The 11,453-nt window shown below is 50.8% G+C and carries 19 protein-coding genes and 2 pseudogenes; 5 read left to right on the top strand and 16 right to left on the bottom strand.

Annotated features, from left to right (window positions below; all coding sequences use genetic code 11):
- Nucleotides 1-18: 18 nt before the first annotated feature.
- From ACTJJ6_RS02745 to ACTJJ6_RS02725, 5 genes are all read right to left on the bottom strand, one after another.
- Nucleotides 19-354, bottom strand: coding sequence for a hypothetical protein (locus tag ACTJJ6_RS02745; RefSeq protein WP_004940957.1), 336 nt, complete (start codon nt 352-354; stop codon nt 19-21).
- Between the two features lie 48 nt (nt 355-402).
- Nucleotides 403-708, bottom strand: a complete 306-nt coding sequence (locus ACTJJ6_RS02740) for a hypothetical protein (protein ID WP_440801996.1) — start codon at nt 706-708, stop codon at nt 403-405.
- A gap of 171 nt (nt 709-879) precedes the next feature.
- On the bottom strand, nt 880-1,098 hold the full coding sequence (locus tag ACTJJ6_RS02735) for a hypothetical protein (RefSeq protein ID WP_049300683.1): 219 nt from the start codon (nt 1,096-1,098) through the stop codon (nt 880-882).
- A 226-nt stretch (nt 1,099-1,324) separates the two neighbouring features.
- On the bottom strand, nt 1,325-2,524 hold the full coding sequence (fabV, locus tag ACTJJ6_RS02730) for an enoyl-ACP reductase FabV (RefSeq protein WP_440801993.1): 1,200 nt from the start codon (nt 2,522-2,524) through the stop codon (nt 1,325-1,327).
- A gap of 183 nt (nt 2,525-2,707) precedes the next feature.
- Nucleotides 2,708-3,058, bottom strand: coding sequence for a DUF4377 domain-containing protein (locus ACTJJ6_RS02725; protein ID WP_004940949.1), 351 nt, complete (start codon nt 3,056-3,058; stop codon nt 2,708-2,710).
- Nucleotides 3,059-3,306: 248 nt separating this feature from the next.
- Here ACTJJ6_RS02725 and ACTJJ6_RS02720 point away from each other — a divergent pair, with 248 nt between their 5' ends.
- Together ACTJJ6_RS02720 and ACTJJ6_RS02715 are read left to right on the top strand one after the other, a co-directional pair.
- Nucleotides 3,307-3,651, top strand: coding sequence for a hypothetical protein (locus ACTJJ6_RS02720; RefSeq protein ID WP_033642719.1), 345 nt, complete (start codon nt 3,307-3,309; stop codon nt 3,649-3,651).
- A 74-nt stretch (nt 3,652-3,725) separates the two neighbouring features.
- Nucleotides 3,726-3,944: a hypothetical protein gene (locus tag ACTJJ6_RS02715; protein ID WP_033640661.1), complete on the top strand. Its 219-nt coding sequence runs from the start codon at nt 3,726-3,728 to the stop codon at nt 3,942-3,944.
- Here ACTJJ6_RS02715 and ACTJJ6_RS02710 read toward each other — a convergent pair.
- The gene (locus ACTJJ6_RS02710) at nt 3,941-4,345 is read right to left on the bottom strand and encodes a hypothetical protein (protein WP_143778886.1); all 405 of its coding nucleotides are present in this window, start codon (nt 4,343-4,345) and stop codon (nt 3,941-3,943) included. The two genes, ACTJJ6_RS02715 and ACTJJ6_RS02710, sit on opposite strands and share 4 nt — an antisense overlap.
- 292 nt (nt 4,346-4,637) lie before the next feature.
- Here ACTJJ6_RS02710 and ACTJJ6_RS02705 point away from each other — a divergent pair, with 292 nt between their 5' ends.
- Nucleotides 4,638-5,081, top strand: a complete 444-nt coding sequence (locus tag ACTJJ6_RS02705; protein ID WP_197834777.1) for a hypothetical protein — start codon at nt 4,638-4,640, stop codon at nt 5,079-5,081.
- Nucleotides 5,078-5,290, top strand: coding sequence for a hypothetical protein (locus ACTJJ6_RS02700; protein ID WP_049222350.1), 213 nt, complete (start codon nt 5,078-5,080; stop codon nt 5,288-5,290). Before ACTJJ6_RS02705 ends, ACTJJ6_RS02700 begins: the two co-directional genes overlap by 4 nt.
- A gap of 555 nt (nt 5,291-5,845) precedes the next feature.
- Here the strand turns inward: ACTJJ6_RS02700 and ACTJJ6_RS02695 are convergent.
- From ACTJJ6_RS02695 to ACTJJ6_RS02680, 4 genes and pseudogenes are all read right to left on the bottom strand, one after another.
- On the bottom strand, nt 5,846-6,577 hold the full coding sequence (locus tag ACTJJ6_RS02695) for a terminase small subunit (protein WP_197834778.1): 732 nt from the start codon (nt 6,575-6,577) through the stop codon (nt 5,846-5,848).
- A gap of 152 nt (nt 6,578-6,729) precedes the next feature.
- Entirely contained in the window at nt 6,730-7,533 is an 804-nt protein-coding gene (locus ACTJJ6_RS02690) for a trypsin-like peptidase domain-containing protein (RefSeq protein ID WP_440801989.1), read from the bottom strand.
- A gap of 53 nt (nt 7,534-7,586) precedes the next feature.
- A pseudogene (locus tag ACTJJ6_RS02685) lies at nt 7,587-7,898 on the bottom strand (lysis protein); the annotation flags it as partial.
- Nucleotides 7,843-8,043: pseudogene (locus ACTJJ6_RS02680) on the bottom strand (glycoside hydrolase family protein); the annotation flags it as partial. The pseudogenes ACTJJ6_RS02685 and ACTJJ6_RS02680, both read right to left, overlap by 56 nt.
- 389 nt (nt 8,044-8,432) lie before the next feature.
- On the opposite strand from ACTJJ6_RS02680, the gene ACTJJ6_RS02675 reads away from it, so the two are divergent.
- Complete coding sequence (locus ACTJJ6_RS02675) at nt 8,433-8,978, top strand: hypothetical protein (protein WP_060437633.1); 546 nt, start codon at nt 8,433-8,435, stop codon at nt 8,976-8,978.
- 51 nt (nt 8,979-9,029) lie between these two features.
- Here the strand turns inward: ACTJJ6_RS02675 and ACTJJ6_RS02670 are convergent, their stop codons facing one another.
- From ACTJJ6_RS02670 to ACTJJ6_RS02645, 6 genes are all read right to left on the bottom strand, one after another.
- Nucleotides 9,030-9,200 (bottom strand): hypothetical protein, encoded by a 171-nt coding sequence (locus ACTJJ6_RS02670; RefSeq protein WP_440801988.1) that lies wholly within the window; start codon nt 9,198-9,200, stop codon nt 9,030-9,032.
- Nucleotides 9,190-9,447 carry an Rz1-like lysis system protein LysC gene (gene lysC / locus ACTJJ6_RS02665; RefSeq protein ID WP_440801986.1) on the bottom strand — a complete coding sequence of 86 codons (258 nt, stop codon included), beginning with the start codon at nt 9,445-9,447 and terminating at the stop codon, nt 9,190-9,192. The genes ACTJJ6_RS02670 and lysC overlap by 11 nt, the downstream gene beginning before the upstream one ends.
- Nucleotides 9,347-9,733 carry a hypothetical protein gene (locus ACTJJ6_RS02660; RefSeq protein ID WP_440801983.1) on the bottom strand — a complete coding sequence of 129 codons (387 nt, stop codon included), beginning with the start codon at nt 9,731-9,733 and terminating at the stop codon, nt 9,347-9,349. The genes lysC and ACTJJ6_RS02660 overlap by 101 nt, the downstream gene beginning before the upstream one ends.
- The gene (locus tag ACTJJ6_RS02655) at nt 9,730-10,260 is read right to left on the bottom strand and encodes a lysozyme (RefSeq protein WP_346423835.1); all 531 of its coding nucleotides are present in this window, start codon (nt 10,258-10,260) and stop codon (nt 9,730-9,732) included. The genes ACTJJ6_RS02660 and ACTJJ6_RS02655 overlap by 4 nt, the downstream gene beginning before the upstream one ends.
- A complete protein-coding gene (locus ACTJJ6_RS02650; RefSeq protein WP_197751875.1) occupies nt 10,260-10,514 on the bottom strand; it encodes a phage holin in 255 nt (84 codons plus the stop codon). The genes ACTJJ6_RS02655 and ACTJJ6_RS02650 overlap by 1 nt, the downstream gene beginning before the upstream one ends.
- 123 nt (nt 10,515-10,637) lie before the next feature.
- Nucleotides 10,638-11,354 carry a PACE efflux transporter gene (locus ACTJJ6_RS02645; RefSeq protein WP_249655173.1) on the bottom strand — a complete coding sequence of 239 codons (717 nt, stop codon included), beginning with the start codon at nt 11,352-11,354 and terminating at the stop codon, nt 10,638-10,640.
- Nucleotides 11,355-11,453: the final 99 nt, after the last annotated feature.

The raw sequence follows: 11,453 nt of genomic DNA, 5'->3' as shown, positions 1-11,453 counted from the left end.
GCGCCCGGACGTTAAAGGTTAGAAGTTGTGCATGTAACACTTAGCCTCGGGATGAGGATCTTTCGAGTGTCTGCGCAGGCAACGCTGCTTTTTCTGCTGCTGTTCCAGGTTCCGCTGCTGCCGCTCGGCGGTCTCAGCGGCTTCGCGCTGCTGTTCGCGTGCAATCGCCTGCTCGTTGGCCAGCGTCAGGTTATCGACATTCCACACCTTGTGGCGCAATGCGTCGCGCTTTTTCTGGTACTCCTCGGTGACCTTACTGTCCTTCGGTGCCGCCGCATGGTATTCCAGATCCACCCGCGCCTGCGCGAAGCTGGAACAACACAAGGCCACGCCGGCCAACACGATCCTTTTCATCAATGACTCCTTTTACATTACATCGCTAGACTCTGCGTACACGCCGGCTCAGCAACCGTTCGGCGATGCCGTCGGCTTTTCCTCTGAACGGGAGACGCGCTGCCCGCCGGTGACGGGCGCTTTGCCGGGCTCGATAGTGCACTCCGCCAACCGCGCCAGCTCTTCCGCATCGCGCTCTGTCGGCGGCGCTTCCTCGCTCATTTCCTGACGCAGATCCTGCGCCAGCGCTTTCAGGCGCTTTTGAAACAGCACCGGCGACACTCCTTCGCACGGCCTGTCGTAGCGCGCTGCGCCGGCGCTTTGGCTTAGCGGCGGCAACAGCAAGAGAAAGATCGCGGCCATGTTCTTCGTCATGGGCAACTCCTTTGATTACGCCGAAATAAACCGGCGGTTCCCTATAAGGAAAACGAATTGTCTGCTAACGCAATGAATGGTCAAGCCACGGCAGAATAACGCAGGAAAGGTAAACCCTCCGACAATATCGGCAGAATGCGCGCATTAATTTGGCTGAATATATTTAGCGGTTTAACGATCGAATATTTTCGACCCATCTAACGTGCCGCCAATACCGATATTCCCTTCCTGCAATACCGACGAGGCAGACTCACCCGCCATGATGCGTTGCCGCTGTTCCCGCGTGGCCGGCTGGGGCTGAGACCAGTCTGGGGACGTCGACGTCGGCTGGATCGCGCCGCAGCCGCTCAACAAAAACAACGATACCGTGGCACAATAACGCCATGTCATAGTTTTCTCCTTAAAGGAAATAAAATACCCGCAGCCGGCGGCAAGGGTAAATAAAAAATGACTTTCTTTAGTTTAATAACCGCCGTTATTTCACCTTCCGACCGCCGATGTTAACCACTCGGTTCCTCTGTTAACCCGAAATAAACATTTTCGCTTAGCCAGCCGATAATTCGCAGGCAATAAAAAAGGCCGGGCTAACCCGACCTTGTTTGACCGCACGACGCGCTTAGACCAGCTCGATCACATCGAAATTGGCTTCGCCGCTCAGATCGGCGTCGTAGTCAACGCCCTGCAGACCGAAGCCGAACAGGCGCAGGAATTCCGCCTTGTAGCCCTGGTAATCCGTCAGTTCGTTGATGTTGTTGTCGTTCAGCTGCTGCCAGATTTCACGACAGGTTTCCTGCACTTCGTCGCGCAGTTCCCAGTCATCCAGACGCAGACGGTGCTTCTCGTCGGTGTCCGGCGCCGCGCCGCTGTACAGCTTGGTGGCGAACAGACGCTGGATCTGCTCGATGCAGCCTTCGTGAATGCCCTGTTCCTTCATGATTTTGAACACGATGGAGATATACAGCGGCATCACCGGAATGGCGGAGGAAGCCTGAGTCACTACCGACTTGAGCACCGCAACGTAAGCCGCGCCGCCTTTGGCCTGCAGCTTCTGGTTGATGGCGTGCGCCGCGCGATCCAGATCTTCTTTCGCCTTGCCCAGCGTGCCGTGCCAGTAAATTGGCCAGGTCAGATCGGTACCGATGTAGGAGTAAGCGACCGACTGCGCGTTATCCACCAGCACGCCCGCTTCGTCCAGCGCGTCCATCCACAGCTGCCAGTCCTGGCCGCCCATCACCTTCACGGTGTCGGCGATTTCTTGCTCGTTGGCCGGCTCGACCACGGCTTCAACCAGCACGTCTTTGTTGGTGTCCAGCGCAACGGATTTGTACGGCTCGCCGATCGGCTTCAGTGCGGAACGCACCACTTCGCCGGTTTCCGGCATCTTACGCACCGGCGAAGCCAGCGAGTAGACCACCAGGTCAACCTGACCCAGGTCTTTTTTGATCAGATCGATCACGGTCTGACGGCACTCGTTGGAGAATGCGTCGCCGTTGATGCTTTTCGCGTACAGGCCTTCTTCTTTAGCTGCCTTGTCGAAACCGGCGGAGTTGTACCAACCGGCGGAACCGGTTTTACCTTCGCTGCCAGGCTTCTCGAAAAATACGCCGATGGTGGCCGCACCGCTGCCGAAAGCGGCATTGATGCGCGAGGCCAGACCGTAACCGGTGGAAGCACCAATGACCAGCACCTTTTTAGGCCCGTTTTTCAGTTCGCCGCGCGACTTAACGTAGGCGATTTGCTCACGGACGTTGGCTTCACAGCCTGCCGGGTGAGCGGTGGTGCAGATAAAACCACGAATTTTAGGTTTGATAATCATAGTAATTTTTTCTTGGTAGCTAAAAACCGAAGGACAATATACCTGATTTTCTCAATATACTTAAGAAAGTGCGAAAACAAGCGCAGTGAACAGACCAGTCGGAAAGCCTGCCGCCGAGACATGTCATGATGGCAAAGGGATAATCATGGCAGGCCGGGTTGCGATTACCCGGCCAGTCGAGAGTCACGCCTTGTTCTTTTCCAACTGCTCAATCAGCGTGTAACGCAGCGATGAGGCGTCGGCCGGCACGTTCTCCACCGGAGTGACGCGCACTTTCAATCGATACTGATAGCCCGGTTCGAAAGTGAAGCCCTCGATGCCGGTATAGAACAACTCCCACGGCTGCTGCGCAGAACGGCGCACCTGCATGCACTTCATCGGGCCGACGCCCACGCAGTCCACCAGCGCGCTGTTCACCAGCAACACTTCCGTTTGGCCGCCTTTCTCGTTTGCGGGCTGATTCATCGAGGTTCCCTCCTGGCTGCAGCCGGCCAGCGCGGCCAACGCAACAAATAACAACGCTTTAATTTTCAATGTACTGCACCAATAGTCATCCAGGGGCGCCATGCTAACAAATTAACCGGCTCAAGAGAACGGATAGCGATGCGGATCCACACATCCAAAATATCATTCCTCTGTGCCCTATCAGACTGGAAAATATCGCAAAATAAACCCCCTGTTCTTATCCGAACCGGTAATTACCCCCGCTATTTTTTCTGTTAAAAACAGCTGGCTTGCGCAAGCTTTACTAAATTTAACTGAATCGATAAAGAGGGAATTTTATGCAAGAGATCGATGCCAAACACTTTCACCTGATCGCCGGCGCCGGTAACTTTGCCGACAACCGCGGCAGCAATGGCCGCGTCAACAACAACGGCGGCAACAAGAACGGGGGCGGGTCATCCAATCAGGGATTCTACGGCAAGCACACCTCGCCGGATTGCGTTAACGGCGTGATCACCGGCTCTCTGGGCGGCCTTGGCGGCCTGGCGGTGGGCGCGCTCAACGGCGGCTGCTTCAAGGAAGGCAGCAAAGGCGGCGGCAACGTCGGCATGGGGAAAGGCGGCAACAAAAACAGCGGCAGCAACTGCAATAGCAATAAAGGCGGCAATACCTGTTCGCGCTAAGCGGTTTTAATTAATCAAAGCCCCGGCTGAACCTCTCCGTTCGGTCGGTGCTTTCCGTATTTTTGGTGATAACCATGTTTAAACTGTTTCGTACCTTATGCCTGCTGCTCGGCTTCTGGATCGCCACCCTGCTGCTCAGCGGCGCGGGGGTCTCCTTTACCCACGGCTATGCCGCGCCTAAAAATCTGTCGCATTTCGTCGTCTCGCTGGTGGTGGTCGGCGCGATCCTGCTGTGGATCCATAAATTGCTGCGGTTCTTTTTTGCCGAGAAATTTGAGAAGAAACCGCGTTAAGCCGTGTTCTCGTTGGGGGCGCCGCCCGCAACGATAAAACCGGCATCGCGAATCGCCGCTTTAACCTGCCTGGCGTCCATCACGGCCGTTTTCACATAGCCAAAAAAGGCCACCCGTGCGCTGGGCAAACGGATTGGCGTCGCCAGTTGAGCCATCAGCTCACGATTGCGCTGCGCCATCAGCTCGGCGCGCGCCTGCCAAAACGCGGCCGGTTCGGAGGGTGCTTCAGTGGCGGTTTCGAACCGAGACGCCAACTCGCTTAGCGCCTCCCACTCCGCCAACAGGGCGGCAACCACTTCAGGATTAGCCACCTGCCCCCAGCCAGGGGGTAAGGCCCCCTCACGCCACGCCTCGAGATAGCCGGGCAACATCATCTTTAATTGACTCAGTTGCTCGTTCACTGCGGGTTACCTTTTATAGCGCCTGATGCCGGGATATTTCCCATAATGACACTCTCGTTAAACCGTTGATGGGAGCAATGGCCGAAGCTTATCAGCGCCATAGATGACGTAATGACTTTTGGTGCGGCTAAATTAGCGATAGGTGCGGGTGGGGAGTGGGGATGGAGGTCGGGTTGGGTTGGGGTGTAATCGCCAGAGCCAAAAGTGTGATTTCCGCTCTGGCGGCCACACTGGCCAAGCATTGAAACATCTCCCCACGTCCGTTATGTTACAACCATAAAAATTTCGAGGGATGGAAGTGAACAACACAGAGATAGTGGAACGGATAGTAAAAGTCATTGTCTCCCCAGAAACAGTTGTGGGGCTGCTTGACGGCGCAATGTCTGTGCCTGTCGATTTTGGCTACCTAGCTCTAGGCATTTTTGACACAAGCAATCGTCGCAAGATGGAAGACGAACGCATTCGCATGATGCGGGCAATAAAGTCCGGTTTAATGAACTATCATCAAGTTATCAGAACGATTAAAATCATTATCGATGCATTCACCGCACACATCCCACAAGAGACGCAAGACAAAATATTTAGGGCCGTAGGCTCCACATCCGCTGGCAGAATGCTTACCACCTCTCTGATTTCATCCAGAATAGTGAATAGCATCATATCAGCAGGTGGTGCAGCCATGATTACCCGAGGTGCTGGCGTTGCTACAAGCTTCACGCTGATGGCTGCGGAATGATAGAACGAAGCATATACAAATCAATCGGTCTCGAACGTATGCATAGTGCGGTTTACTACAAGCTTAGAAGTGCCGGAAATTTGGACTTTATATACTTTTTAGTTCAACCCTATGTTGATCCATTCATAGAAGCTTTGGCTGTACGTAAAAACCAAGGTGATGCAGAGTTTAATAGATTGCTGCAAAATATTGAGGAAAAAATGAAATGAGAAAAGACAGCATCCATATCCGCATACTCTCTTTTTTCTTTGAATTTTTCTATCAGTTAATCGGGGGAATTGGATTTTTATTGTGTATCTATTTTTTCTTTAGCTTCGACACGATAACTCAGCGCGTCGTTGCCATTTTATCGACAATAGCCATATTTTGTATCATTTGTTGGCTCGGCGACACCCTCATCAAAAAGCTACGAGGTTATTGATGCTATCAGGCCGACGAGTGCCTGCTACGATTCATCAATGGGCCTTCCATGCAGAGAATACCAGCGGATCGCCGAATACGTAGCGCCGGTGTTCAACCGTCGAGTCGTACGGCATATACACCTGGCAGCACGTACCAGCATCACCTCCGGTCGAAACACCTTAGCGTATCTGCCACAGCCTATGGGTAGTTTAGGACTAACGTGGCGTTGCTGGTCACGTTCTGGAAGTATTCATCATGTTCGATTATCGCGTTTAAATCCGTGACTGCTGGCAGGGTCTTATCAGCAACAGGTACCATATCTATCGCCCAGTCACTGCTGAATGCGTACAGAGCGCCGTTAATTATGACTGAGCCGTCGGCTTTCCCTCGCGCAGCTTTTCCATGTGAGCAGCCCACACGTCCGCCGGGCAGTTCGCCGGGGTCACGATGCAAACCTTGCCGTAGCTCAGGCCGGCCAGATCGACATTCACCTCGGTTTTATTCGTGCTCATGTCGATGCCGGTAAGCTGCGCGGCGTTTTTTACGTTCGGCGCGACCTGACCAAATTTTTTATTCTCCAGCGCCAATTTCGCAGATTTATACGACAGCTCCGCCAGGTGGCCGGCGTTGAACGAAACCAACAGCGCAGCGTTATTGCGCAGTTCCTGCACGCGGGCTTTTACATCCGGCCGGCTCATCAGGATTGAGGCTTGCGATTCGGCATTCGTCGGCGCGTAGCCTGCGCAAATCGCGGCCTCTTTCTGTGGCATGCCCTGCGCAATGTTCTGCGCAAATTGTTCATGCTGTGGCTTTAAAAGGCTTGGGCTTTCTTTGCCCTTCCCCTCCTCATCGCCACCAGCAGTTGAAACGCCAGACGTAACGGGCGCGGGATTTTCGGGAATTTGCGCATCTTGCGCACTGCGCATTTTTTTCTGCGCTTTTTTCTCTTTCCCTTGCGCAGGGATTTTTATATGTCGGCGTGCGGTGGCGTAGTTGTAGCCGTTAGCCTCACACCATTCTTTCGGGGAGATTTTGGTTTTGGCGTATTCGGCGAGGAACAGCTTTTGAATGGCTCCCCAATCCTGTTTTGCCATAACGTTCTCCGAGAATAAAAAAAGCCACGGGCAACCATGATCTGAGTGATCGGTGGGTGTCGCCTGTGGCTTTGCTTGCGCATTACGCAGCACCTGGATAGATGCTCTGTGATGGGCAATAAAAAACCGCCCGTAGGCGGCTGTCTAATATCTCAAATTCCTAGCAATGGCCTGAGACCATTCAACTGCTCGGCCTTAATCACCAGACCTAAATTCATCATTAATGTTGTACTAACCACTGGTGTAGCTACTGTAGGAACATCTACTATGTTAATACTTCCGTTTACATCAAGAGTTGGGCCAGCATATAAAACGCCCAAAAAGATAAATCTATTTCCAATATCCCAGCCATCAGATGCTCCAAAACCGCCTTCATTCATTATGTATACTGGCGACCCACTGGAACCTCCAAAACAGGCCATATCAATCATAAATTCAGGCCTACCCTGCCAATCCTCAAGAAATGAAGATGCAGTTATACCCTTTCTTGTAATAGGCCTGTTGTTGACTGTATCCCATAAACCGTTTGGATAGCCTGTCATAAAAACTTCTTCAACTGGGGTAACGTGATGCTGGTTAAGAAACATTCGATCCGTGAAGAAAAAATTGTCGATTATAAGCCCTTGCTTACTTAACTCATTTAGAAAATTAAATATAGGTAGGGCGCAAATATCAATGTTAGGATCAGGGTGCTGTATGAATTCTATAGGATTATTTATCGTTACGTCATAAAACTTTAAGTGTGGATTCGTAGCAGATGAAACGTTAAATCTGATACGAATGGTAGTGGAATTAGCTATCACATGTTTATTTGTTACGAGCAAAGGTATGCCTGAATCTGGGTCTTCTGTAGATGAAAAACCAAACCAAAATCCCGTACCAACCGAGACTCCGCCTCCGACTACATCACATTCAATTCTCACAGTAGATTTAGAGATTAACTGACTTATTGACATCGAATAGTCCTCTAACAATTAGGCCATTCAATGGTATTAGAAAAAATGAAAAATCAATAGGAGTTTGTGTTTGTTAGGCACTGATCTTTGATGTAGTCCTGTAGATAGCCGATCTGCTTCGTCACTGTGACGATTCGCTCTCTGAGGGTGAAATAATCCCGTTCAGTAGAGTCAGTAGGTCGGGAGTTGGCAGCATCGCCCATGCCGCCGGTGCTGGTCGCTCCGCTCTCGGAACAATTTGCGTTGAACTGCAACCGCTTACGGCCAGTAATGACATCGTTATGCAGACGCTCAATGCTTTCTTTCGCATCAGCCAGTTCTCCGGTGTATTTGGCATCCAGCGCAGCGACATCGTGCTGGCAGGTCAGCCGGCCAATTCATAACTTTACCGCCAGCTTTATTCCAGCGCAGGGACTCGTCAGCTGCGCCAGCGTAATCACTGGTATTGAGTTTTCGCAGGAGGGTCGATGTCGACAAAGATCGGGCCCCGAGGTTATACGTGAACGATACCCAGCAGCGCAGCTTCATTGCGCAGTTCCTTTAGATTCGGTGACTTTGCTTTGCGCATTATCGATGGCACTCAGTGAATGCCTATTCCCACTCTTCGTTCATAGCAATTGAGACGAAGCAAGATGATAGCTTTTGCCTCTGTTCTTGCGAAAACGTATCCCAAATCGACCTGACCTCTTCACTTACATAGTTGTGCCAGTGGTGTGGGAGCTTGTTGTCAGTTTCCCATTGAGGAGATTCCCAATCTTCCGGCATGTAAAAAAACATCATTTTTATCTCCTTTGGCACCAGATCTGTATGCATATGCAGGTATGTCTAAATCCACAGATGGTTGCCTCACGCCATCGCTGCTAGCATCACAACTTCTGACATTGTAAATGGTATGCATAATGAATATAAAACTTTTTCAAGAGGCATTCAGAGATAAAGCGACTAACCTACAGATGCTGGAAGCACTTCGCTCACCGGATGAGGTTGGTTCTGTTCTTAGAATGCACTTATATTTAGAGCGAGTAATTGAGGCATGGGTAGCGGCTGTTACCGACAATCCTAAAGTTTTTTCTAGTCAGTCAAACTCTTTTTTCACTTTCAGCGTAAAATTAGAAATCGCAAAAAATTTCGACCTCCCCAGTGATCTGTATGCTGCAACAAAGATGATAAACAAATTAAGGAATGATTTTTCGCACAAAATACACAGAAAGATAGAAGACATTGAAATAAGGAATATTGAGGACACTCTAAAAAAGGCAAAGCATCATAAGGATCTTCCTGCTTTGACTGATATCGTTATGCATTTAGATGTCAATAAACTATCATACAAAGAATGTGACAATAGATTTAAATTTTGCATTATTTGCAACTACATAATAATCAGCTTAAATCATCACACATTAGCCAAAGCTGGCATTTCGGTTCCTGCTGGATTTAAAATTTAGAGTTACCACTTAACATTTTGAACCAACTAAAATGATTAAAGGTGTAACCGCTCAATTTACTTTGGGCGGTTCATTGTTAAATTCTTTAACCGCCATGTTAAAACAGCCTTTATGACCACAGATTTCACATAACTTGTTTTTGTCTCGAATTGCCAGCGTTGAAATGCCCAACGATGAACCTGGCATGCAAGGAACAGTAATTACCAGTTCTTTACTTTCCACTTTTTAACTCCTCACGCCAGGTGTTAAGTGTCTCGACCTGACCTGCACAGATTGATAGGGCTGTTTGCAGCGCCAGCGCGTGGCTGCCAATGTCGCCCCAGGTATCACCCTGCAATTTTGGTTGTTCGCAGGGAGTGAACACCGATTCAGGGGGAAACAGCACGATCGGCGCCGGCGGTGGCGGTGTCCGTTCCGCGCAGGAGGCCAAGAACAGCACCAGGAGCAGTGCGGCGGGCGCACTCGTCATTTTTAATGGCATCCTGATATTTCCTCTGGTAGTTTTCGCCCTGCTGGCGCAGCTGCTGCTCTCTCCGTTGCTGTTCGACCATCATTGCGCGATTACGGGCGTCATCCGCGCGCAGTGTGGTGATCAGTCCTGCCTGTTGCGCCAGCGTCTTTTCCTGCTCAGCAGTCTGCAGGCGCGCCAGCGCCAACTGGTGCGACAACAGCGAGCTGTAACCGCCGAGGCAAATTGACGCCACCAGCAGGAGTAGCATTACCCCGCCAGCCAGTTTTAAGAGCCAGGCGTTCATTTGTCTAATCCCCAGCAAGCCAGCTCGGCTTCCTGATCGCGCCTTACGATCTGCCCGTAGCAGTTATTCGAACGGATATGGCAATCTCGGCCGCCATCGTAAATCCAGCCACGGATTTCTCTGCAGGCGCCGATGCGGTCGCCGGCATTCAGTTTTCTGTAAAAGGTGGATGTGAAGCACTTAGCAGGGCCGATATTCCACGGACAGAACGAGGCGATCCCGACTTTTTGCGGTTCGGTCAGCGTTACCTTGACGTTGCGATCCACCCAATCGAGCGCCTTTTTCTGCTCGACTGCGTCAATCTGCTTGCACTGCTCAGCGCTCAGGCGCTGCCCCTTAACGACCTTTTGGCCGTTGACCATCGTCACACCGCCGCAAATTGTCCAGATGCCGACACCGTCCTGGTATGCAGTCAGGCGCTGACCTTCTTTTTCTTCCTGAAACTGCGACATCATGACCGGGGCCGATGCGCCGGCAGCAATCAACGCCAGCATAGCGGCGCTGAGTTTGGTTTTTATCGAAGCCACTACTCGCCCCCTAACAGGTCAACGTCCCGCGCGCTGATGTTCTTGTTTGAGCGGTCAATGAGGTACATTTTCAGTAACCTTTCTCGCCGGCACCTGAACCAAATACCCACGATGCACCCAATAACGGAACTGAGGATGCCGACAAAAATGCCGATCACCATCCACTCACTGGGCGAGAAATAATTTATTGCCCCGAGCAGCAGGCCTACCAGCCAGCCGCCATGCGTGGCGCTATCTGCGATTTTTTCCGGCATGGATCTCACCTTTCCCCCTTCCGGGGATCTGTCCCGGTACCGGGTGATAAAAACAAAAAAACCACCTTCCGGTGGCTTTCAATTGCACATTGAAAAATGTGCGGAAATTTAAATACGATACTCTTAGCTAGTAGGCTCGCGCTTAGTCACCAAAATCCAACGAGCGTAGTCGTAACACCAGTTGAAGATGATCGTATAAGGCAGGAAAAAGAGGACTAATCCAATCTCAACAACGAAAGCCTGAACTAAAGGCAGCCCAAGCAGAATCATTGCCATCGGCGTTAACAAAACAATCAGCCCAACCTCAAATGTCACTGCATGCGCTACACGCACCATGAAGCTCCGCTCAAACCCATATCTATTCTGAAACTCATCAAAAAATTTGTTGAAAATGTAGTTCCAGATGGTTGCTGTCAAAGCAGAGGTTACAGAAAGCAATGCGGACTGGATCAGGGGAACTTGTAGGGCAAATGCGACAAAACAAGCAGTTAGAACATTTGCTAACAGTTCGAATAGAACTGCATGAAAAACTCTTTCTCTACGACTTTTATTCAGCTCAATCTTCATTTTACCTAACTTTATGTTTCTCAAGAAGAATGGGCGCGCATTGTAGACGACTATGATTAAACTTCTTAATAACGAATTACTATGAAGCGTATTTTTTTTATTGGGAGTGCCACAGTTGAAAGAGTTCAGCCAGCAGCCGTAAACACAGCCGGTAAGAGGGGGAGCCGTGTGTGTCGTCCGTTGGCTGGGGCTGAAATGCAAAAAGCCCCGCACTATGGCGAGGTTTGAATGTGGTGTGGTAGCGGGACTCGAACCCGCATTCAGGATCAGCATTAGCATCATGCCTTCCCTGCCAGATAGCCCGGTTGATGCTTTACTCTATCCATCTAACCCGCAAACGGGAATTGAGTTGCACCACACAGATAAGAACAC

It is taken from the genome of Serratia sp. 22278 (genome assembly GCF_052045405.1).
Taxonomy (GTDB): domain Bacteria; phylum Pseudomonadota; class Gammaproteobacteria; order Enterobacterales; family Enterobacteriaceae; genus Serratia; species Serratia marcescens.
The sequence above is the reverse complement of the archived record's forward strand: the minus strand, read 5'-3'. Positions and strand labels throughout refer to the sequence as shown.